The sequence below is a fragment of the Alcaligenes sp. AB3 genome (genome assembly GCF_031844565.1).
GTDB lineage: Bacteria > Pseudomonadota > Gammaproteobacteria > Burkholderiales > Burkholderiaceae_B > Alcaligenes > Alcaligenes faecalis.
This window is the reverse complement of the sequence record NZ_JAUZVM010000002.1, coordinates 441,888-465,006: the sequence shown is the minus strand read 5'-3', so window position 1 is coordinate 465,006 and position 23,119 is coordinate 441,888. Positions and strand designations below refer to the sequence as shown.

The following is a 23,119-nucleotide window of genomic DNA, read 5'->3' as shown; positions in this document are numbered from 1 at the left end:
TCTATAGGCTGCGGGCAATGGCCTGCACTTTGCAGCGCGCCGTTGCCAAAATGTTCACGCACAACTGGGCATAGCTGGTGCCCTCTGCTTTGGCCGCCATGGGCACCAAAGAGTGGCTGGTCATGCCAGGAGAGGTGTTCATCTCCAGCAGCCAGGGGCGGTTCTGCTCGTCCAGCATGAAATCAGCCCGGCCCCAGCCTTCGCAGCCCAGTGCATTAAACGCACGGACCGATAAATCCTGGATATGCGCCGTCAGTTCAGGCGACAGATCTGCAGGACAGAAGTACTGGGTTTCGTCCGAGTAATACTTGTGTTCAAAGTCGTAATTGCCTTGCGGGGCCACGATGTCGATCACGGGCAAAGCACGTGCCTGAGCGCCCACACCAATGATGGGCACCGTCAGCTCGCGGCCACGAATGAATTGTTCGGCCAGCACGGCCGTGTCGTAATGCATGGCAGTTTCAAAGGCAGCAACGGCTTCTTCGGCGCGATCCACACGCACCACACCTACAGTGGAGCCTTCATGGGGCGGCTTCATGATCAGGGGCACGCCCAGACGTTCCACGGCAGCGGCAACCTGGCTGACATGATCCAGCTGCGCAAAGCCGGGGGTCGGCAAGCCCAGGTGCTGCCAGACGTGCTTGGTCATGATCTTGTCCATGGCCAGGCCCGAGGCCATCACCCCGCTGCCGGTGTAAGGGATACCCATCCACTCCAGAGCTCCCTGCAAGGTGCCGTCTTCGCCGTAACGACCATGCAAAGCAATAAACACGCGGTCAAAACCGGCCTGAGCCAGTTCGGTCAGTCCTTTCTCGCCCATATCGAACAAATGCGCATCCACGCCCATGCTGCACAGGGCTTCATGCACGCCTGCGCCAGACATCAAGGACACTTCACGTTCGGCGGACTTGCCGCCGTACAACACGCCGACCCGACCAAAATCCGCTGTCATGCCATTTCTCCCAATTGAGCAGGGATCCGGCTGATGGACCCTGCACCCATTACCAACACCACATCGCCGTCGCGGACAAAGTCCAGAACGGCTTGTGCCATATCGCTGATTTCGGCCACGAAAATGGGTTCGACCTTGCCGAGCACACGCACTGCGCGACTCAAGGCACGGCCATCGGCGGCCACAAGGGGAGCCTCGCCGGCGGGATAGACCTCTCCAAGGAGAACCGCGTCGGCCTGGCTAAGTACCTGCACGAAATCTTCAAAGCAATCACGGGTGCGCGTGTAGCGGTGTGGCTGGAATGCCAGCACGATGCGGCGATCAGGCCAAGCACCCCGTGCGGCCGCCAAGGTAGCAGCCATTTCGACAGGATGGTGACCATAATCGTCAACAACGGTAAACGTGCCACCGCCATGCTCGGTCGAGACTGGGAAGTCTCCCACCATGGAGAAGCGGCGCCCCACGCCCGTGAACTCTTTCAGACCACGCGCGATGACCTCGTCACTGACACCCAGTTCAGTCGCTACCGCAATGGCGGCCAAGGCATTGAGTACATTGTGTTTTCCGGGCAGATTCAGGCACACGGACAGCAGCGGGAGATCGCCTGTTGCCCCTTTGCGCTGCACGTCAAAACACATGGTGGTGCCACGGCTTTCAATGTTGATTGCACGAACCTGAGCATCGGTATCAATGCCGTAAGTCGTGACAGGCCGCGATACAAAAGGAATGATTTCGCGCACATTCGCATCGTCATTGCACACGATGGCGCTGCCGTAAAACGGCAGGCGATGCGTGAAGTCGATGAAGGCGCTTTTCAGCCGGGCAACGTCATGACCATAGGTGTCCATATGGTCTACGTCGATATTGGTAATGATGGCCATTACCGGCAGCAGATTCAGGAAAGAAGCGTCGGACTCATCCGCTTCCACCACGATGTAATCACCCTGCCCCAGGCGGGCATTGGCACCGGCCGAATTCAGGCGGCCACCGATCACAAAGGTGGGGTCCAGATCAGCCGCGCCCAACAGGCTGGCGACCAGACTGGTGGTGGTGGTCTTGCCGTGCGTACCGGCCACGGCAATGCCGCGCTTCAAGCGCATCAGCTCGGCCAGCATCAGGGCACGAGGCACCACCGGAATACGGGCAGCGCGCGCGGCCAGCACTTCAGGGTTATCGCCCGCAATAGCGGTGGAAGTCACGATAGCGCCCATGCCAGCGACGTTCTCAGCTTGATGGCCGATAACAATACGAGCACCCAGTTGCTCCAGACGACGGGTCACCGCCGTTTCCTGGATATCCGAGCCACTGATGGCAAAGCCCAGGTTCAGCATGACTTCGGCAATGCCGCTCATGCCCGAGCCGCCAATCCCTACAAAATGAATACGTTGAATGCGGTGTTTCATCCCACCCTCCTTGCCGCCTGCTGACATGCTTCGGCAATCTGCTGCGTGGCATTCAACTGTGCATGTTCTTGCGCGTGGCTGGCCACGCGACTTAATTCTTCACGGTTCAGGTCTTGCAACCACTGTGCAAGCCACTGAGCCGTCAACTCCGATTGTTTCTTGAGCCACGCGCCCGAGCATTCGCTCAGGTAACGGGCATTGGCTGTCTGGTGATCGTCAATAGCATGTGGCAAAGGCACAAACAGGGCTGCTACGCCGATCGCCGCCACCTCCGCTACCGTCATGGCACCGGCGCGGCAAATCAGCACATCGGCCTCTTTCATGGCCTGTGCCATATCGCCAATAAAGGCCTTGCAGTCAGCCTGTACCTGATTGTCTGCATAGCTTTGCTGCAAGCTTTCCAGATGCTGCTGACCGGACTGGTGCGTCACATGAGGACGCTGCTCGGCAGGGATCAGCGCCATGGCTTCAGGCACCACCTTGTTCAGTGCGGCCGCACCCAGACTGCCCCCCACCACCAGAATACGCAGTGGTCCGCTACGTTTGGCGTAACGCTCGGCAGCGGGGCCCTGGCCTACGAAGGCATCGCGCACAGGATTGCCAACCGTCACAGCGCCGGGCAAGGCCCCAGGGAAACCGGTGAGCACGCTGGTCGCCATTTTGGCCAGGTAGCGATTGGCAGTTCCAGCCACTGCATTTTGTTCGTGCACCACCAGCGGGCGGCGCAATACAAAAGACATCAGGCCACCAGGGAAGGCGACATAGCCGCCCATTCCCAGAACCACATCAGGCTTGGCCTCTTGCAGACAGCGGTGTGCCTGCCAGCAGGCACTGATCAAGGTAAAGGGTAAAGAGAGCAACGCCTTCACGCCTTTGCCTCGTAATCCGGAAAATCGCAGAGGCAGCATTTTAATCCCATGCTGAGGGACCAAGCTACCTTCCATGCGCTCGGGATGACCTAACCACAACACGTTCCAGCCGCGCTGCTGCATGGCTTCGGCCACGGCCAGCCCGGGCATGATGTGCCCGCCTGTGCCGCCTGCCATGATCAGGATGGTTGGGGTGCTCATGTGCGCTTACCTCGCATCATTTGCCGGTTCTCGAAATCAACCCGCAGCAACAAGGCAAAAGCCACCAGATTCATCACAATGCCCGAACCGCCATAACTGACCAAAGGCAAGGTCAGCCCTTTGGTTGGCAAAAGACCCAGCACCACACCGATATTGATAAAGGCCTGCACGCCGAACCACAGCGCCACACCCTGAGCGACGACACCGCTGAACAAACGATCCATGGCGCTGGCCTGACGACCGATATTGAAGCTGCGCCAGACCACAAAACCAAAAGTCAGGATCAGGGCGGCCACGCCAACAAAACCCAGTTCTTCGCCAATTACCGCAACGATGAAGTCAGTATGGGCTTCAGGCAGGTAATGCAGTTTTTCCACACTGGAGCCCAAGCCCACACCAAACCATTCACCACGACCCAAGGCAATCAGCGAGTGCGACAGCTGATAGGCACTGCCATAGGCGTTGTCAGGGTTCCAGGGGTCCAGGTACACGAACAGACGTTCACGACGCCAGGGCGATAACCAGATCAGCAAGAGGAAGCTGCTGACCATGATGCCCAGCAAGGCAGAGAACAGCTTGCCGTTAATTCCGCCAATGAACAGAATGCCCACTGCAATGGCCACAATGACCATGAAGGCGCCCAGGTCAGGCTCCATCAACAGCAGAACACCGACCAGGCCCAGAGCCACCGCCATGGGCAGGAAACCTCGTATAAACGTATGCAGGTGCTGCTGCTTGCGCACGGTGTAATCGGCGGCGTACAGCACCATGGCCACTTTCATCAGTTCCGAGGGTTGGAAGTTGATGATGCCCAATGGCAACCAGCGACGTGCGCCGTTCACTTCACGGCCGATTCCGGGAATCAACACGACCATCAAGAGGAAAATAGCCAGTGCAAACAAGGGTACAGCCAGCTTCTGCCACACGCGCAAGGGCACGGTAGCGGTAAACATGGCCAGCACCACGCCTACCACGATGAACAAGGCGTGGCGTATCACAAAGTAGTAGCGACCGTAGCTTTCATAGCGCGGCCCGTCTGCCAAAGCGATCGAGGCCGAATACACCATCAGCAGACCGAACAGGGTCAGCATCAGGGTAGCGGCCAACAAGGGGCGATCAAACGCAGGCAATGCCGTGCGTCCAGGACGTACGGCATTGACACCCGAGGTCAGCTCAGCAAACAGACTCATGCCAGCTCTCCTCTATCCAGGGCCATCTCCGTCACGGCAGCGACAAAGCACATGCCACGGTGGTGATAGCTTTTGAACATATCCATGCTGGCGCAGGCCGGCGACAGCAAGACCACATCGCCCGAGCGTGCCTGTTCAGCAGCCGCTTGCACCGCTGCTTCCAGGCCATCGCAGAAACGGTAGCGAACATCATGCGTATCCAGAACAGCAGCAATCTGCTTGGCGTCCTGACCAATCAAAAACACTTCAGCCACATTCGGTGCAGCGGCCACAGCCAGCGGCTCAAAGTCCTGACCCTTGCCCAAACCACCCGCGATCAGCCAGACGCGCTGATCGAAGCCACGCAAGGCCGCGACAGTCGCGCCAACGTTGGTGCCTTTGCTGTCATCCAGATACTGAACACCATCCAGCACACGAATCAGTTCTACACGGTGCGGCTCGCCTTGATAGGTGCGCAGGCCATTGAGCAACTCAGCCCAACCCAGCCCCAGGCAGCGAGCCAGCAGCAAAGCGGCTTGAGCATTCAAGGCGTTATGACGGCCCTTGATCTGCAAAGCCTCAACCGGCATCAGACGCTTCAAGCCGCCCTTGCCACGCACGGCAGGCTCAACCGGCGCATTACGTTTTTTCAGACCGGTGGCAGGCAGCTCAAAATCGGTAGGCTCGTTGGCCACCAGCCACTGCATGCCGCCATCCGTCAACAAGCCCATATCGCCCAGCAAAGCGGGCTTGTCCAGACCGAAGCTGCGTACCGACTCCTGACTGGCATCGGGAATCATGGCCATGACGGCCGGGTCATCGCGATTGACCAAGGTCACATCGCACATGCCATACATACGTTGTTTGGACTGGATATAGGCATCCATGCCACCGTGCCAGTCCAGATGATCCTGCGAAATATTCAGTACAACGCCAGCATCCGCCTGCAAGCTAAAGGTGCTGTCCAATTGGAAGCTGGACAGTTCCAGCACCCAGACCTGAGGCAAGGCATTGTTTTCCAGAGCATCGCACAAGGCGGTCAGAGCTGCGGGGCTGATATTGCCCACGGCCAGCGCGGAGACACCCGCTTGCTCCAGCAAATGGCGCGTCATGGCGGTGACCGTCGTCTTGCCATTGGTGCCCGTGACAGCCACTACGCGGCTTTCATGGCCTTGATCGGCCAGGTCTTTCAAAGCACGGGCGAACAGCTCGATCTCGCCAATGACTTCGATTCCACGATCGCGCGCCTGAGCCAAAAAACCGGCCAAGGCAGGTTCCACGGGGGACAGACCGGGACTGATCACTACAGTGTGCACGTCGCTCAGGCTATCGGCCTGCAAGGCGTTCTGCCCCAGACGCACGTCCAGAGGCGCGTTGCTCAGGGTCTGAAGCTTGTCCAGACCCTGCACGTTCTCGCGTGTATCCGCCAAACGAATGCTGGCCCCCTGGGCCAAAGACCAGCGAGCCGCAGCAAAGCCTGTCTCGCCTAACCCAAGGATAAGCATGAGACCGTCTTTACGGATCGAAGGAAAACTCAAAGCATTCATCGCAATTTCAATGTAGACAGACCGACCATGACCAGCATCATGGTGATGATCCAGAAGCGAACCACCACCTGTGTTTCTTTCCAGCCGCCAACTTCAAAGTGATGATGCAGCGGCGCCATACGGAACATTCGCCTGCCCTGCCCGTAGCGTTTCTTGGTGTACTTGAACCAGGTCACCTGCAGCATCACCGACAAGGTTTCCACCACAAACACGCCACCCATGATGAACAGCACGATTTCCTGGCGAACGATCACAGCAATCGTGCCCAGCGCGCCACCCAGGGCCAGCGCACCCACGTCACCCATGAATACCTGGGCGGGATAGGCGTTGAACCACAAAAAGGCCAAACCGGCACCGGCGATGGCCGCACAGATCACCATCAGCTCGCCCGCGCCGGGGATATAGGGGAACAAGAGATATTTGGAGTAGTCGACCCGGCCAACCACGTAGGCAAAAATGCCCAGGGCAGCGCCCACCAGCACGGTAGGCATGATGGCCAGACCGTCCAGGCCGTCCGTCAGGTTGACGGCGTTGCTGGAGCCAACAATCACTGCCCAGGTCAATACCACAAAGCCCAGCACACCCAGCGGGTAGCTGACGGACTTGAAGAACGGCACGATCAGGTCAGCCTGCGTAGGCAGGGGCATGGTGAAGCCGCTCAAAACCCACTCTTTGAACAAGGGCCACAGCTCAGTATTGGCAGGCACCGAAACGGCAAAGCTCAGGTACACGGCCGCAACGATACCGATCAAGGCTTGCCAGAAAAATTTCTGACGCGAGGACATGCCTTCGGGGTCACGATTGACGACTTTCTTGTAGTCGTCAGCCCAACCAATCCAGCCGAAACCGAACGTCACCAGCAGAACAACCCACACAAAGCGGTTGGTCCAGTCTGCCCACAACAAGGTACTGATACCGATGGAGATCAGGATCAGGACACCGCCCATGGTGGGGGTGCCATTCTTTTGCAGATGCGATTCAGGGCCGTAAGCGCGTACAGCCTGACCGATCTTCAGTTCGGTCAGCTTGCGAATAACCCAGGGACCTGCCAACAAGCCGATAGCCAGCGCGGTGGCGCTGGCCAAAATAGCACGCAGGGTGATGTACTCAAACACCCCAAAGGCGCGAATATGATCGTCCGATAGCCAGCGTGCCAGTTCAAGAAGCATGAGTGGCCCCTTCGTTATGGGAGAAGTGGTTCTCCAGGGCGGCAACCACACGCTCCATACGCGCGCTGCGCGAACCCTTGATCAACACATGGGAGGGCTCCAGCGCCAGCAGGTAAGCCACCATGTCCTCTAGTGTCTCGAACTGATGCGCACGCGCACCAAAAGCCTGGGCAGCATGGCTGGCGTCGCCACCCAAGGTCAGCAATTCATCCATGCCGCGCTCTTTGGCGTAGGCACCGACTTCAGCGTGCAACTCGGAACTGTTGTCACCGATCTCGGCCATATTGCCCAGCACCAGCACCTTGCGGCCTTTCAGCTGTGCAAGCACATCAATGGCAGCACGTACCGAATCCGGGTTGGCGTTGTAGGTGTCATCAATCAGTTGGTAACCGGAAGACAGCTGCTTGGGCTGCATACGGCCCGTAACAGGACGGAAGCTTTCCAGACCCTGCACAATCGCGCTCAAAGGCGCGCCAGCGGCATGGGCACAAGCGGCAGCCGCCAAGGCATTGCGCAGGTTATGGATGCCTGGGCTGTGCAAGGTCAGCGCAGAGGACTGGCCTGCCACATGCAGCACAAAGCGAGTTTGAGCGGGCTCGACAAACATATCGGCAGCAAAGACCGTTTCCTGACCACTCAGGCCAAAGCGCAATACGGAGCGCTGACCGGCTTGCTCAGCCCACATGGCGCTGAACGCGTCGTCATCTGGAATCACCAGCGCACCGTCGTGTGGCAACACGTCGATAACGGCACCATTTTCACGGGCCACGGCTTCCACACTATGCATGAACTCCTGGTGCTCACGCTGGGCGTTATTGATCAGGGCAATGGTGGGGCGAGCCATGGACGCCAGCACGGCAATTTCGCCGGGGTGGTTCATGCCCATTTCCAGAACGGCGGCCTTGTGCTCGGAGCTCAAGCGCAGGATCGACAGGGGTACGCCCAGATCGTTGTTCAAATTACCGCGAGTTGCCAAGCTTTCTGCTTCGCCCAACCAGGCGCGCAAGATAGCGGCAATCATTTCCTTGGTCGTGGTCTTGCCATTGCTGCCCGTCACGCCGATGACGGGAATGTCAAAGCGCGAACGCCATTCGGTAGCCAAGGTCATCAAGGCACGGCGTGTATCGCCCAGCACAATTTGTGGCAGCTCTACCTGAGCATCACGCTGAGCCACGATGGCAGCAAGCGCACCCTGCTCTTTCGCTTTTTCCAGATAGCGGTGGCCGTCGAACTGCTCGCCGCTCAGGGCCAGGAACACATCACCTTTGCTCAGGCTGCGGGAATCGGTGCTCAAGCGCACGCCACGCAACCACAGCAAGGCAGCTTTGGCCCAGTCAGAATCGTCAAACACAGAGCGCTCGCCCTGCACTTCCTGGTAGCTTTCGTGACCTTTACCGGCCAACAACACAATATCCTCAGGGCTGGCAGCCCAGATCGAAGACAGGATGGCGCGAGCCCGATCCATTTGCACGGCAGGCGCTTCAGGCATGCCGGCCACAATCTGACGAATGATTTCGGCAGGGTCTTCAAAACGCGGGTTGTCGGTCGTGACCAGAACGCTGTCAGCCAAACGGGCGGCTACCTCACCCATGATGGGGCGCTTGGCGGTGTCACGGTTACCGCCGCAACCAAATACGCAAATCAGCTTGCCACCACGCACGCTGGCCACTTCACGCAATGCTTGCAAGGCACGCTCCAGCGCGTCAGCGGTATGCGCGTAATCGACTACGACCAACGGCAGAGGCTGACGACCAGCGGTGCTCTTGGGCGTCACAATTTGCAGGCGACCAGGAACGGATTCCAGCTTGTCCATGATGCGGGCGATCTTGGACACCGGCCAACCCACCTCTTGCAGCACACCGGCCACCAGCAGGAGGTTGGCGACGTTATGCTCGCCCAGCAGGTGAGTCAGAATTTGAGCAGTACCGTGAGCAGTAACCAGATTGAATACCTGGCCATCAGCGCCGGTATGCACGTCTTGCGCCAGCAGATCCACGCCAGGCTGGCTCATGGAGTACGAGATCACACGAGCAGCCAGACCGGCCTGCATCAACTCACGGCCAGTTTCATCGTCGGCGTTCACCACAGCGCTACGCAGACCGGGCCAGCTAAACAGGCGCAGCTTGGCCTGCTTGTATTCTTCCATGCTGTGGTGATAGTCCAGATGGTCATGCGTCAGGTTGGTGAACCCGGCAATATCAATGCGGACACCGTCCAAGCGGCCTTGCTCCAGGCCAATCGACGAGGCTTCCAGCGCCACGGCATTACCACCTTGGGCGCGAATGGCGGCCAAGCTGCGATGTACGGTCAGCACGTCCGGCGTCGTCAGCACGCCACCCAGATTGGAGCCGTCAGGCAAGGTCACGCCCAGCGTACCAATGGTGCCGCACGGCACTTGGGAATGGTTCAGAGCCGAAGCCACCCACTGCACCGTGGAGGTCTTGCCATTGGTGCCGGTCACCGCGACAACCGTCATTTCCTCGGAAGGACGACCCCACCACTGATGAGCCACTTCACCCAACAAGGCACTGAGGTTGGCAACCTGCAAAACAGGTACGCCGGGATCTACCGCCTGATCGCCCTGCTCGCGCACAATCACAACCGCACCTTGTTGCACAGCCTGAACTTCGTACTCACGACCATCACCCTGATGGCCGCGGCAGGCAAAAAACGCATCACCCGCCTTGATCTGGCGGGAATCCAAACACAGATTAGCCGTGGGCGCTACATGCTGCGCCAGCCACTCCAATATTGCTGCGGCGTTCATCGTACATTCTCCGCACCGGGGCCTACAGCCACCAGCGAATCTATGGGCGCATCAGGCTGGACACCTAGGCGTCGCAAGCTCCGGGCCACAATTTCTGAAAAAATCGGCGCGGCAATACGCCCGCCGTAATAATTGGAACTATGCGGTTCGTCAATCGTGACGGCCACCACAATGCGAGGATCGGAGACAGGCGCAAAGCCTACAAAAGAGCCGCGATACAGGGACTTGCTGTAACGGCCATCCACAATCTTGCGGGCCGTACCGCTTTTGCCAGCCACGCGATAGCCTTGTACCTGGGCCAGACGGGCACCGGCCGGACCAGCGGCCGCTTCCAGCATGGCGCGCACTTCGGCGGCCACTTTGGGGGTGTAAACCTGAACGCTGGCAGGTTTGCCGTCCCGCTTGAGCAGTGTCATGGAAACCATGTCGCCATTACGCGCAAACGCCGTGTAGGCGTGGGCAATTTGCAGCAGGGAAACCGACAGGCCATAGCCATACGACATGGTGGCGCGCTCGATGGGACGCCAGCGCTCCCAGGGGCGCAGCCGTCCGCTGGCAATACCGGGGAAGTCGGCCTGAGGAGAACGACCAAAACCCAGCTCGGTAAATTTATTCCACATTTCCTGAGAAGTCAGACGCTCGGAAATCATGGTCATGCCAATATTGCTGGAGCGCCGCAAAATGCCGGCCGCATCCAGCATGCCGTTGTTGCGGCTGACGTCGCTGATCACACTGCCCTGGTAGCGATACTGACCATTGCCTGTATTGAACTGGGTGGCGGTGGTGATGCGGTTGATGTCCAGTGCCAAGGCGACGGTGAACGGCTTCATGATGGAGCCGGGCTCAAAGGTGTCAGTCAGGGCACGGTTACGCAGGGCCGGACCTTTGCGGTCGTCCCTGTCGTTGGGGTTATAGGTAGGCAGGTTCACCAGGGCCAGAATTTCCCCGGTTTTTACATCCATGACCACAGCGGCAGCCGCATTGGCCTTGACGTCTTCCATCCCCTTTTTCAGCGCGGTGTAGGCATCAAACTGCAAACCGGCATCAACGGACAGGTGCAAATCCTGACCATGCGTAGGCGGGATAATGGCGCGCACGTCCTCTACCACACGGCCCAGGCGGTCACGAATCACACGGCGCGAGCCAGGCGTACCCGACAAGGCGGAATTAAAGGCCAGTTCAATGCCTTCAATGCCCTGGTCTTCAATATTGGTGAAACCCACAATGTGCGCCATCACATCCCCTTCGGGATAGAAGCGGCGCATTTCTTCCTGCTGGTGAATACCGGGAATCTTCAGTTCGGCAATCTGGGCAGCCACATCCACATCTACCTGACGCTTGATGTAGACAAAGTTGCGATCTTCAACGGACAGGCGACGGTCGATATCGGACTGCCCCATACCCAGCAACTTGGCCAGTTGAGCAATCTGCTCAGGTTTGGCATTGCGGGCGTCATCCGGAATGGCCCAGATTGCCTTGACGGGCACGCTGGAGGCCAGCACCACGGACCCGGAGCGATCAAAAACCTTGCCACGCATGGGCGGCAGAACCTGGGTGCGCTCGTAACGGCGCTCGCCTTGCTGCTGCAGGAATTCGGTAGACAGGCCCTGCAAGTACAAGGCCTTGACGATCAATGCACCAAAGCCCAGGAACAAAAGCACCAGGACCAAACGCGAACGCCAGAATGGAATCTGGACGCTTAAAACAGGATTATCGTGATAGCCGAATCGTCTCATGGCCGCCCTCCGGGCTGAGCCTGGTTCGAGCTCAACTCACCACCTTGCACATACAGCGTGCGCTCCGGAGAACTGAGCACCAGGCCCAATTCGTTGCGGCCAATGTCGTCCACCCGGGCGTTGCGAGCCAGCTCGGCACGCTCCAGTTGCAGACGACGCCAGTCCGTGTCCAGTTCACCCGCTTTGGTGACCAGACGATCGGTTTGCACAAACAGCTCGCGCGCCTGATAGCGCGCCGTCACCAAAGAGATGGCCGAAAGCATCAACACCAAAGAGAGGGTGATGACCAGGCGCATCATCGGCGGCCTCGCTTGCCGGCGGGCTGTCGGCTATAGGCGGCCTGTTGCAGCAGACGCTCGCTGGCGCTGCGCATCCAGTCCTGGGGGATGGGGGTGTCGGTGCGCTGCACCACACGTAATACCGCCGAGCGGGCTCGGGGGTTATCGCTGGACTCCTCGTCAGTGGGCAAGATTCTGCCCAAAGACTGCACCAGAGGCTGGGGCAAGTCTTTTTCAAGAATAGGTAGACGTGACTGTTCCTGCGCGGGACGCGCAGCTGCGTTCATGAACTGTTTGACCATGCGGTCCTCCAGTGAATGAAATGCAATCACCGCAAGCCTGCCCCGAGTCGCCAATCGACTCAGAATTGACGGAAGCGCGTACGCGAGCTCTTCGAGCTCACGATTGAGGTAAATCCGTATAGCCTGGAAGGTCCTGGTTGCCGGATGTTGACCCTTTTCGCGCGTGCGGACGACACCGGCGACGAGCTCGGCGAGATCACGCGTTGTATGTAGCGGGCGGGATTGGCGGCGATCAACAATCGCCTTTGCAATCTGGAAAGCAAACCGTTCTTCGCCATATTCTGCAATGACCTCCTTTAAAACTTCTACGCTGACCTCGGCCAGCCACTGTTCAGCGGTCAAACCACCGCTGGTATCCATGCGCATGTCCAAAGGACCTTCGCGCATAAAAGAGAAACCTCGTTCTGCGTCGTCGATTTGTGGCGAGGAAATGCCCAAATCCATCATGACGCCCTGCAATGGCCCCACATCCAGCTCGTCCAGAGCCTGGGCCAGATCACCAAAACCGCTATGTACAACCGTGACCCGGCTATCCTGCGCCGCCAGCTCCTGAGCCACGGCGATCGCCTGAGGATCCTTGTCGATCACGATCAGGCGCGCCTGGGAGCTCAAGTGCGACAACAGCAAGCGGCTGTGACCACCACGACCAAAGGTGCAATCCACGTACACACCATCGACCAAACCCTGAATGTCGGGGTTTTGCGCCCAGCGCCGGGCCTCAAAGGACGGATCCACGAGGGCCGCCACCGTAGGCTCCAGCAGCACGGATCGATGTACCAGCGTCATGACTTACTCAGAAAGAAAAAGTGTCGAATACGTCTGTGGAGTTTTCAGCCAGATCCTGGGCCTGTCGGCGTTCCAGTTCCTGCGCATTCCACAACTCAAAATGGGTGGCCATACCCAGCAGCATGGCGTCGCGCTCCAGCCCCACTGCAGCGCGCAGTTCGGGAGCGATCAATATCCGACCAGCGGAGTCCAGATCAACGTCCTGAGCACTACCCAGCAGCAGGCGTTGCAAGAAACGGGCACTCATGGGAAAGCGGGCAATTTGTTCGCGCTTTTCTTCCCACACACTGCGCGGATACACCAGCAAACAGCCGTCGGGATGGCGAGTGAGGGTCAAGCGGCCTTGTTCCTGCTGCAAAAGCGCGTCACGGTGCCGAGTCGGAATGGACATCCGACCCTTAGCATCCAGTGTGAGTGCGCTGCTGCCTTGGAACACTTTTTTCCCCCACTTTTTTACACTATTTCCTACTTTTCCCCACTCTACGGGGGAAAGCCTTTGCGGTCAAGGCAGTGGTTGCAATTTTTTCAATCACAACAAGCACTTAGCGCACTATCCTAGAAGTGGCTAAAAAAAAATACTGTGTGAAATCAAGAAATTGCGGGGCGCATTAAAAGTGAATTGTTATAAAAATGTGCGCAAGCGACTCTTGCCAAGGATTCAACATCCTTAACAATTGCTTTCAAATGTACGAAATCGGTGCAATTGGTGGCGAATGCCAGGAGAAGTGTGAGACAGGCCTATAGGCCGGATTCTGTATGCCAGCGGGAACCCGCTGACCGGCAATCATTCCTCTGGACCGACCATTGCTGGCCGGTTCTAGCTACCTACCCGCATACTGAGACGAGCCGCCTCTCGGGCTAAAAAGCCTGCGTATGCCTATTTGGTATTGCTCCGGGTAGAGGTTACCGCGTTTCACCCCACAGCACTTTGCACCGAAGTGCAAGAAAACACGGAAGTGGCCGTATCTGTGCCTGCTTGCGCAAGCCCTTGCTGTGGTCTCGTCTCTGTGGCCCTGGTCCTCGGCTCGTCTGGCGTGATGCCACACTTGCCGGACGGCTGTTAGCCGCTACCCTGCTCTATGGAGTCCGGACCTTCCTCGATACTTGCGTACCGCGACTGCCCAGCCTGCCTCACAGATGCATTGTAACCTGCGACAATAGAGAAATTCGCAGGACGCGCTGTTTTATCTGGAGTCTTATGTCCAACAATCTGATTTCCCTGACCGATGTCCAGTTGGCATTCGGCCACCATCCTTTGCTGGACCATGCCGATCTGGTCATACAAAGAAACGAACGCATCGGTCTGATCGGGCGCAATGGTGCTGGCAAATCATCGCTTTTGAAAATTCTGGATCAACGCCAGGCGCCTGATGACGGCCAGGTTCAACGATTGGGCGGGCTGAAAATTGCCACCGTCGAGCAAGAGCCCGAGCTGAATCCCGAGCTGAGCATTTACGATTTTCTGTGCGGTGACTTCACTGAAACCGAAGACTGGCAGCGCCCTGCCCGCGTCAATGCCCTGATGGACAAGCTGGGACTGGACCCCGACGCCCCGACCGGCAGCCTGTCTGGCGGACAGCGCAAGCGTGTTGCTCTGGCCAACGCGCTGGTGGAAGAGCCCGATCTGCTCTTGCTGGACGAGCCCACTAACCACCTGGACTTTGACGGCATTCTCTGGCTGGAACAGCTGCTGCTGGATTTTCGCGGCAGCGCCATCATCATTACCCATGACCGTCGATTCCTGGATGTGGTCACCACCCGCATTATCGAGCTGGACCGCGGCAAGCTCTTCAGTTTCCCCGGCAACTTCAGTCAATGGCAGGAACGCAAAGCGGAATTCCTGGAAGCGGAAAAGCAACAAAACGCCAAGTTCGACAAGTTTCTGGCCCAGGAAGAAGTCTGGATACGCAAAGGCGTACAGGCGCGTCGCACGCGCGACGAAGGCCGTGTACGGCGCCTGGAACAATTGCGCCGTGACCGTGCCGAGCGACGCGAGCGCTCGGGCGACGTCAAATTCGCCATTTCCGAAGGCCAACGCTCCGGCAAGCTGGTAGCAGAGCTGCAGGATGTCACGCACGGCTACGACGACCGCATCCTGATCAAGAACTTCTCGACCGTGCTGATGCGTGGCGACCGCATCGGTCTGATCGGCCACAACGGTGCAGGCAAGACCACCTTGCTGCGCATCATGCTGGGTTTGCAGGAGCCCAATTCCGGCGTCGTACGCCATGGCACCAAACTGAATATTGGCTACTTTGACCAGATGCGCAGTCGCCTGGACGAAAACGCCACGCTGGCTGACACCATCAGCCCCGGCAGCGAATGGGTGGAAATCGGCAATCAGCGCAAGCACATCATGAGCTACCTGGAAGACTTCCTGTTTCCGGCTGCTCGCGCCCACTCCCCCGTACGCAGTCTGTCCGGCGGTGAACGTGCCCGACTGGCGCTGGCCCGTATGTTTGCCCAACCCACTAATGTATTAGTACTGGACGAACCGACCAACGATCTGGACATCGAAACGCTGGAACTGCTGGAGGACCTGATTCAGGATTACACGGGCACCGTGCTGCTGGTCAGCCACGACCGTACCTTCCTGGACAACGTAGTCACTCAGGTTATCGCCGCTGAGGGCGACGGCCATTGGGGCGAGTATGTGGGTGGTTACGACGAGTGGCTGGCACAGCGTCCACAAACCAGAACCGAGACAGCGACCAACAGTGCCCCAGCTCCAGCTGCAGCCGAAAAACCTGCCGCTGAGCGCAACAACAAGACCGCCAAGCCTGGCCGTCTGGCGCCATGGGAAGAAAAGGAACTGGAAGCGCTGCCCGAGAAAATTGCAGCCATAGAAAGCCAGCAAGCCGAGCTGGCGGAACAGCTGAGCGCACCGGATCTGTATAAAGATGGCTCTGCTCGAGCCGACGAGATCAACCAACAACTGGATCAGCTCAACACTGACCTGGAACAGTTATTTGAGCGTTGGGAAAAGTTGGAAGAAAAGCGCCTGGCCACCTAAAGGGAGACAGAGGAATCAGGGATTCAGCCCGGTAAAGCCGAACTGATCCTCTGCTTCCTCCTGAATCCGGGCAATGCGCTGACAATCGACCATGATCGGTTCGAGTACCGTGCAACAACACGGCAGAACCTCGCCTGGGCCGACATACGCTAAGGGCTGCTCTTTATAAGCAACCTTTCCATAAACAAGAGGAATACGGCAGGAGCCGCAATAGCCGCTCCTGCATTGGTACTCAACCTGATGGCCGGTTCGTTCCAAACCTTCCAGCAAGGTTTCGCCGTCCCGCAACTGAAAGTGATCATCAGTTGTCCGGACTAGACTCATAGCTCGATACCGTCGAAGTCGCCAGCCGACACGGCCGAATCGATCTGACCGACCAGGTAAGAGCTCAGTTCCACCTCTTGAGGCGCCACCTGTACGGTGTCCGAGGACAACCAGGTGTTGATCCATGGAATGGGGTTGTGTTTGACAGACTCAAACGCAGGCTTCAGTCCCACTGCACCCATACGGATATTGGTGATGTACTCCACGTACTGACCCAGAATGTCCTTGTTCAGACCAATCATGGAACCGTCGCGGAACAGATAGTCTGCCCACTGTTTTTCCTGCTCAGCCGCATCCTTGAACATGTCAAAGCAGACCGGCTCCAGTTCGCGGGCGATCTGAGCGAACTCAGGGTCATCACTACCGGAACGCAAGATATTGATGATGTGCTGCGTGCCAGTCAGGTGCAGCGCTTCATCGCGCGCAATCAAGCGAATAATCTTGGCATTGCCTTCCATCAGCTTGCGCTCGGCAAAGGCGAAGGAGCAGGCAAAGCTGACGTAAAAGCGGATGGCCTCAAGAATATTGACGCTCATCATGCACAGGTACAGCTTCTTCTTCAGCTCGTAGATGCTTAGCGTACGGGTTTCACCGTTGATCTCGTGCTCGCCAGCACCCAGCTGGGCGTACAGCATGGTGTCACTGATCAGATCGTCGTAGTACGAGGAAATGTCGGCCGCACGCAGCTGAATGTTCTCGTTGCGCACGATGTCGTCAAAAATAACGGACGGGTCATTGGCAATATTGCGAATGATGTGCGTGTACGAGCGCGAGTGAATCGTCTCGGAGAAAGCCCAGGTTTCAATCCAGGTTTCCAGCTCTGGAATCGATACCAAAGGCAGGAAGGCCACGTTGGGGCTGCGGCCCTGGATGGAATCTAGCAAGGTCTGATACTTCAGATTGCTGATGAAAATGTGCTTTTCGTGGTCAGGCAGGTTCTGATAGTCGATCCGGTCCTGGGTAATGTCCACTTCCTCCGGACGCCAGAAGAAGGACAACTGCTTTTCAATCAACTTTTCAAAAATCGGATATTTTTGCTGGTCATAGCGAGCCACGTTAACCGGCTGCCCAAAGAACATGGGTTCTTTGAGCTGGTCGTTATCCGTTTTAGAAAAAGTACTATAGGTAGTCATGATGCTCTTTACCCTTACTTAGATCTTGCACGCGCCGCCTGCGCAACCGTCGTCCTCTACTTCGCCATGCGAATCATCGGCACCGTCGCGGGTGTTGTGGTAGTACAAGGTCTTCACACCGTATTTGTAGGCCAGCAGCAGGTCCTTGAGCAGTTGCTTCATCGGTACGCGACCACCCTCGAACCGCTGTGGGTCATAGTTGGTGTTCGCAGAGATCGACTGGTCAACGAACTTCTGCATCACGCCAACCAACTTCAGGTAGTCGTCGTTACCGGGCATTTGCCACAGCAACTCGTACTGATCCTTATATTTTTCAAATTCAGGCACCACCTGACGCAAGATGCCGTCCTTGGACTGCTTGACGGATACCAGACCACGCGGAGGCTCAATACCATTGGTGGCATTGGCAATCTGGCTGGAGGTTTCCGAAGGCATCAAGGCGGTCAGGGTCGAGTTGCGCAGACCGTGCTTGACGATATCAGCACGCAGGGCTTCCCAATCCAGGTGCAGCGGCTCGTTGCAGATACCGTCCACATCTTTCTTGTAGGTGTCGGTAGGCAGCAAACCAGCGGCGTACGTCGTTTCATCGAAGGCATCGCAAGGACCGTATTCGCGCGACAATTGCACCGAAGCCTTCAACAGGTAGTACTGGATGGCTTCAAACGTGCGGTGGGTCAGACCCAAGGCAGCGGGATCGGAGTAACGGGTGCCATTCTTGGCCAGGTAGTAAGCGTAGTTGATGACGCCAACACCCAGGGAACGACGCTTGTTGGTAGCATTCAGCGCGGCCTTGACCGGGTAGTCCTGGTAATCCAGCAGAGCATCCAGAGCACGAACAATCAATTCAGCCAGACCGTCCAGCTCGTCCAGGGACTCCAGAGCACCCAGGTTGAAAGCCGACAGGGTGCACAGTGCGATTTCGCCTTCAGGATCGTTCAGATCGTTCAAAGGCTTGGTGGGCAGAGCGATTTCCATGCACAGGTTGGACTGGCGCACAGGAGCGCGGTCAGCCTGGAATGGGCTGTGCGTGTTGCAATGGTCCACGTTCTGAATGTAGATACGGCCGGTGCTGGCACGCTCTTGCATCAGCAGGGAGAACAGCTCCACGGCTGGCAGGCTGCGCTTGCGGATGGCAGGATCCTGCTCGTACATTTCGTACAGACGCTCGAACTCGTCCTGGTCGGCAAAGAAGGCTTCGTACAGACCGGGCACGTCATGTGGCGAGAACAGCGTGATATGGCTGCCCTTGATCAGGCGCTGGTACAGCAGGCGGTTGATCTGAACGCCGTAGTCCAGGTGACGAATACGGTTTTCTTCCACACCACGGTTGTTCTTCAGGACCAGCAGTGTTTCCACTTCCAGATGCCACATGGGGTAGAACAAGGTTGCCGCACCACCACGCACGCCGCCTTGCGAGCAGGACTTCACCGCCGCCTGGAACATCTTGAAGAACGGCAGGCAGCCTGTGTGTTGTGCTTCACCACCACGAATTTCGCTGCCTACGGCGCGAATGCGGCCACCATTGATACCGATACCGGCACGCTGCGACACGTAACGAACAATGGCGCTGGTCGTGGCATTGATGCTGTCCAGGCTGTCGTCACACTCGATCAGCACGCAAGAACTGAACTGGCGAGTGGGTGTGCGCACACCAGCCATGATGGGCGTGGGCAAGGAAATCTTGAATTGCGATACGGCGTCGTAAAAGCGCTTGATGAAGCTCAGACGTGTGTCGGCTGGGTAACGGGCGAACAGGCACATGGCCACCAGCATGTACAGGAACTGGGGGCTTTCGTAGATGCGCTTGGTCACGCGGTTCTGAATCAGGTACTTGCCTTCCAGCTGCTTGACGGCACCGTAGGAGAAGTTCATGTCACGCCAGTGATCCAGATGAGCGTCCAGCTCATCGAATTCGGCGCGCGTGTAGTCTTGCAACAGATGCGGATCGTAGCGGCCTTCCTTGGTCTGCAAGGTCACGTGATCGAACAGGCTGGGGGGTTCAAACTGGCCAAAAGCGATTTTGCGCAGGTGGAAAATCGCCAGGCGGGCAGCCAGATATTGGTAGTCAGGCGTATCTTCAGAGATCAGATCCGCAGCCGACTTGATGATGGTTTCGTGGATGTCGCTGGTGCGAATGCCGTTGTAAAACTGAATGTGAGAGCGCAGCTCTACTTGAGAGACGGACACATTACTCAGACCTTCAGCGGCCCAATCAACCACTCGGTGAATCTTGTCGAGGTTAATAGGTTCTGTACGGCCATCTCTTTTAGTGACCATTAACTGTTCGGTTGATTGCATTTCAGTCTCGGAAATCGGTGAAGATTGACGGAAGACGCGGCTTTTGCAGCCGCCAGCGTCATTTGATGCACACCATATATAGTGTGATATTGACGTCATTCTACTACATATAGCGGATTGAGCGAATAGTGGTTTCGCAATTGCAGAGCAGATTCAATATACAAAAATGCAACCAATCTTTGCTCTGCTAACAATTTCCTATTGCGTCTGGAACTCTTGAACGCAGCGCAGCAAAGCCTCGCCGTAGGCTTCTCTTTTGCGTACACCTATGCCTGTAATCGGCTCCAGATCTGCCTCTGAGCTGGGGCAGCGGATGGCTACCTCACGTAACGTGGCATCATGGAAAATGACGTAGGCGGGAACGCCATGCTCGCGAGCGGTCGCGGCACGCCAGGCACGCAAAGCCTCGAACCGTCGCTGTTGATCGGGTTCCAGAGCAGGCCCGGCAGGCGCCTGACCTTTTACTCGGTGAGCAGCCGGTCCGCGTGTTACGGTTTCGCGCCGCAACATTAAGGTGCGCTCGCCCTTGAGCACTTCACGGCTGGCATCGGTCAACAACAAAGTGCCGTACCCTTCCGGGTCAACGGTAACCAGACTGTGTGCCAGCAACTGGCGCAGCACCCCGCGCCAGGCCTGGTCGGTCAATTCTTTGCCCACACCAAAGACAGTAAGCTTGTCGTGTTCATGCTCTTTGACACGATCCGTCAGCTTGCCCAGCAAGATGTCGATCAGGTGCCCGGCCCCGAAACGCTGACCACGCTCGCGCCACAATCTATAGATAGTGGACAGCATTTTTTGCGCGGCCACCGTACCGTCCCAGGCTTCCGGTGCTTCCAGGCAAGTATCGCAATTACCGCAAGGCTCGATCTGCTGATCGAAATACGCCAGCAAGCGCTGACGGCGGCAGGAAATGGTTTCGCACAGACCCAACATGGCATCCAGCGCCTGGCCTTGCTGGCGTCGGTGTGCCGCATCGCCCTGCGACTGGTTAATCATGCGGTACAACTGCACCACGTCTTGCAGGCCATAGGCCAGCCAGGCCGTAGCCGCTTCACCATCGCGCCCTGCCCGTCCGGTTTCCTGGTAATACCCCTCTACCGATTTGGGCAGGTCGATGTGGGCCACAAAACGCACATCCGGTTTGTTGACGCCCATGCCAAACGCAATGGTCGCCACCATGACCACCCCTTCTTCTCGAAGAAAGCGGGCCTGGTTGATGGCGCGTTGCTGCGCATCCAGCCCCGCATGGTAGGGCAAGGCATGGATACCGTTCTTGCACAGAAACTCGGCCGTATCTTCCACGCGCGAGCGCGACAGACAATACACAATCCCCGCATCGCCCGAGTGTTCTTCCTGAATGAAGCTCAAGAGCTGCTTGCGCACCTCGTTCTTTTCGATAATGCGATAGCAAATATTGGGGCGATCAAAACTGGCGACAAAATGCCGGGCCTCTTCCAGCTTCAGGCGCTGGGCAATTTCTACCCGCGTCAACTGAGTGGCAGTTGCCGTCAAGGCAACCCGTGGCACACCCGGCCAGCGCTGAGCCAGCAAATCCAGGCCCAGATACTCCGGACGGAAGTCATGGCCCCATTGTGATACGCAGTGGGCTTCGTCAATGGCAAACAGGGAAATCTGACCACGAGCCAGCAAATCCAGACAGCGGTCTGTCAGCAGGCGCTCGGGCGCCACATAGAGCAGATCCAGTTGCCCCGTCAGAAACTCGCGTTCGACCTCACGGGCGGTCTGCCAATCCTGGGTGGAGTTCAGATAGGCGGCGTTCACGCCCAATTCATTGAGTGCGTCCACCTGATCCTGCATCAGGGCGATCAAGGGGGACACGACCACGCCGGTGCCGGGACGCACCAAAGCAGGAATCTGGTAACACAGCGACTTGCCGCCGCCGGTGGGCATCAAGACCAGGGCGTCACCGCCTTGGATCAGGGTCTCGATAATCTCGTGCTGAGAACCACGAAAACTGTCATAACCAAAAACTTCCTGAAGAACCTCAAGTGCTGACTGGGCCATGCCGCCTGCTTAAAAAATCGGAATAGAAAAACGCAGCGCGATGTTCGACTGACGACTTTCCAGATGACGGCGAGCTTGCAAACCCACCCTAAGGTGGGGACTGTACCAGAACTGCTGCGTGACCCCAAGGTAGCGGTTCTCCCCCCCGGCAACTACCTGCTGCACCTCGTACTGAGTCTTTACTTCGCCCCAGCGGCGCAGGGGCATGGACAAACCCACCACCTGCCGGCTGCTGGCCGCGTCGACCTTCATGCCCTGATAACGGCTTAAATCCAGGAAGTTGTCCTGGTACCGCTCGCCCTGCCATTGCAGATGCAAATCGTCCAGCACATCCAGGCCATAGGCGGCCTGATAACGCCAACCCTGTCCCACGGAATGGGAAGCTTTGGCCACACTGGCCTGCCACACGCCAAAATCCGGCGATCGATAGGTTGCACCCAGACCTGTCAACCCAAAATCACGAGCGCTTTCCATCTGAGTATCAATACTGGTACGACTGGTGACATCAGTGCTGAGCATCAAGCTGCCGGCTGAAGAGCCATACACCAGATCCCCGTTATCCTGCTTGCCCGTCATATCCAGCGCGCCAACGGCCAGGGCATAACGCCATGGTCCGGCCGGGCCCTGCTCGAACTGCTGAGTGATATTGATACCGCCCAGTTCCACGGGCCGCGCCCAGTCCGGTGCGGTAACCGTGTCATTGCCCAAGGTCAGCTGCAGCCCGTCTTCATTCACATAGCGCCAGTTGCGCTCGCCAAATTGCCAGACCTGGTCGGGCGCACTGCTCAACCAGCGGGCACTCCAAATTGGAGAGGACTGCTGACTATATTGGATGGAGCGAGCCAGACTGGCGGTACTGGAACCGCTCAGGCTGAAATCAGAAAAAGAAAAGTCAATGGACGTGGCTGGGTTGACCAAATCCTGGTCGCCCTGGCGATGCCATTGCGAGGCATCAAAAAACGGCTCTACCGGGGGAAGCTCCTGAGCAGGAATCGCCTGAGCCTCATCCACACCATACACACGCGTGGCGGACAGGTTTTCCAGTCCGACACGGTTTTGAGCGGTGGCCAATGGAACCGCGAACAGCATGGCAAGACCGACAATCAGCCCGCCTGCCAAGCCTCGCTGGCAAGCTTTTGTACGCATG

At 57.7% G+C, this 23,119-nt stretch carries 17 protein-coding genes and 1 other RNA gene; 1 reads left to right on the top strand and 17 read right to left on the bottom strand.

What is annotated here, in order from left to right; translation table 11 throughout:
* Nucleotide 1: 1 nt before the first annotated feature.
* The 12 genes from Q9R35_RS07210 to rnpB form a co-directional block, all read right to left on the bottom strand.
* Nucleotides 2-952, bottom strand: coding sequence for a D-alanine--D-alanine ligase (locus Q9R35_RS07210; protein WP_045930954.1), 951 nt, complete (start codon nucleotides 950-952; stop codon nucleotides 2-4).
* Nucleotides 949-2,355: a UDP-N-acetylmuramate--L-alanine ligase gene (gene murC, locus Q9R35_RS07205; protein ID WP_042483446.1), complete on the bottom strand. Its 1,407-nt coding sequence runs from the start codon at nucleotides 2,353-2,355 to the stop codon at nucleotides 949-951. The genes Q9R35_RS07210 and murC overlap by 4 nt, the downstream gene beginning before the upstream one ends.
* Nucleotides 2,352-3,425: an undecaprenyldiphospho-muramoylpentapeptide beta-N-acetylglucosaminyltransferase gene (murG, locus tag Q9R35_RS07200; protein ID WP_311219590.1), complete on the bottom strand. Its 1,074-nt coding sequence runs from the start codon at nucleotides 3,423-3,425 to the stop codon at nucleotides 2,352-2,354. The genes murC and murG overlap by 4 nt, the downstream gene beginning before the upstream one ends.
* Entirely contained in the window at nucleotides 3,422-4,615 is a 1,194-nt protein-coding gene (ftsW, locus tag Q9R35_RS07195) for a putative lipid II flippase FtsW (protein WP_042483439.1), read from the bottom strand. The genes murG and ftsW overlap by 4 nt, the downstream gene beginning before the upstream one ends.
* On the bottom strand, nucleotides 4,612-6,141 hold the full coding sequence (gene murD / locus Q9R35_RS07190; RefSeq protein ID WP_063688524.1) for a UDP-N-acetylmuramoyl-L-alanine--D-glutamate ligase: 1,530 nt from the start codon (nucleotides 6,139-6,141) through the stop codon (nucleotides 4,612-4,614). Before murD ends, ftsW begins: the two co-directional genes overlap by 4 nt.
* Nucleotides 6,138-7,310 carry a phospho-N-acetylmuramoyl-pentapeptide-transferase gene (mraY, locus tag Q9R35_RS07185; protein ID WP_035271084.1) on the bottom strand — a complete coding sequence of 391 codons (1,173 nt, stop codon included), beginning with the start codon at nucleotides 7,308-7,310 and terminating at the stop codon, nucleotides 6,138-6,140. Before mraY ends, murD begins: the two co-directional genes overlap by 4 nt.
* A complete protein-coding gene (murF, locus tag Q9R35_RS07180; protein WP_311219589.1) occupies nucleotides 7,300-10,077 on the bottom strand; it encodes a bifunctional UDP-N-acetylmuramoyl-L-alanyl-D-glutamate--2,6-diaminopimelate ligase MurE/UDP-N-acetylmuramoyl-tripeptide--D-alanyl-D-alanine ligase MurF in 2,778 nt (925 codons plus the stop codon). The genes mraY and murF overlap by 11 nt, the downstream gene beginning before the upstream one ends.
* On the bottom strand, nucleotides 10,074-11,813 hold the full coding sequence (locus Q9R35_RS07175) for a penicillin-binding protein 2 (RefSeq protein WP_252606053.1): 1,740 nt from the start codon (nucleotides 11,811-11,813) through the stop codon (nucleotides 10,074-10,076). Before Q9R35_RS07175 ends, murF begins: the two co-directional genes overlap by 4 nt.
* A complete protein-coding gene (ftsL, locus tag Q9R35_RS07170; RefSeq protein ID WP_042483421.1) occupies nucleotides 11,810-12,112 on the bottom strand; it encodes a cell division protein FtsL in 303 nt (100 codons plus the stop codon). Before ftsL ends, Q9R35_RS07175 begins: the two co-directional genes overlap by 4 nt.
* Nucleotides 12,109-13,179 (bottom strand): 16S rRNA (cytosine(1402)-N(4))-methyltransferase RsmH, encoded by a 1,071-nt coding sequence (gene rsmH, locus Q9R35_RS07165; protein WP_086060878.1) that lies wholly within the window; start codon nucleotides 13,177-13,179, stop codon nucleotides 12,109-12,111. Before rsmH ends, ftsL begins: the two co-directional genes overlap by 4 nt.
* 7 nt (nucleotides 13,180-13,186) lie before the next feature.
* The gene (gene mraZ / locus Q9R35_RS07160) at nucleotides 13,187-13,615 is read right to left on the bottom strand and encodes a division/cell wall cluster transcriptional repressor MraZ (RefSeq protein ID WP_003803565.1); all 429 of its coding nucleotides are present in this window, start codon (nucleotides 13,613-13,615) and stop codon (nucleotides 13,187-13,189) included.
* Between the two features lie 289 nt (nucleotides 13,616-13,904).
* An RNA gene (gene rnpB, locus Q9R35_RS07155) (RNase P RNA component class A) lies at nucleotides 13,905-14,312 on the bottom strand.
* Between the two features lie 65 nt (nucleotides 14,313-14,377).
* On the opposite strand from rnpB, the gene Q9R35_RS07150 reads away from it, so the two are divergent.
* Nucleotides 14,378-16,192: an ATP-binding cassette domain-containing protein gene (locus tag Q9R35_RS07150; RefSeq protein ID WP_063688539.1), complete on the top strand. Its 1,815-nt coding sequence runs from the start codon at nucleotides 14,378-14,380 to the stop codon at nucleotides 16,190-16,192.
* Nucleotides 16,193-16,207: 15 nt separating this feature from the next.
* Here the strand turns inward: Q9R35_RS07150 and yfaE are convergent, their stop codons facing one another.
* From yfaE to Q9R35_RS07125, 5 genes are all read right to left on the bottom strand, one after another.
* Nucleotides 16,208-16,516, bottom strand: coding sequence for a class I ribonucleotide reductase maintenance protein YfaE (yfaE, locus tag Q9R35_RS07145; RefSeq protein ID WP_045930947.1), 309 nt, complete (start codon nucleotides 16,514-16,516; stop codon nucleotides 16,208-16,210).
* Entirely contained in the window at nucleotides 16,513-17,649 is a 1,137-nt protein-coding gene (gene nrdB, locus Q9R35_RS07140; RefSeq protein WP_063688543.1) for a class Ia ribonucleoside-diphosphate reductase subunit beta, read from the bottom strand. Before nrdB ends, yfaE begins: the two co-directional genes overlap by 4 nt.
* 18 nt (nucleotides 17,650-17,667) lie before the next feature.
* Nucleotides 17,668-19,947, bottom strand: coding sequence for a class 1a ribonucleoside-diphosphate reductase subunit alpha (gene nrdA / locus Q9R35_RS07135; RefSeq protein WP_042483407.1), 2,280 nt, complete (start codon nucleotides 19,945-19,947; stop codon nucleotides 17,668-17,670).
* 198 nt (nucleotides 19,948-20,145) lie between these two features.
* Nucleotides 20,146-21,972: a DNA helicase RecQ gene (gene recQ / locus Q9R35_RS07130; RefSeq protein WP_063688547.1), complete on the bottom strand. Its 1,827-nt coding sequence runs from the start codon at nucleotides 21,970-21,972 to the stop codon at nucleotides 20,146-20,148.
* Between the two features lie 9 nt (nucleotides 21,973-21,981).
* On the bottom strand, nucleotides 21,982-23,118 hold the full coding sequence (locus Q9R35_RS07125; protein WP_063688550.1) for a hypothetical protein: 1,137 nt from the start codon (nucleotides 23,116-23,118) through the stop codon (nucleotides 21,982-21,984).
* Between the last annotated feature and the right edge of the window lies 1 nt (nucleotide 23,119).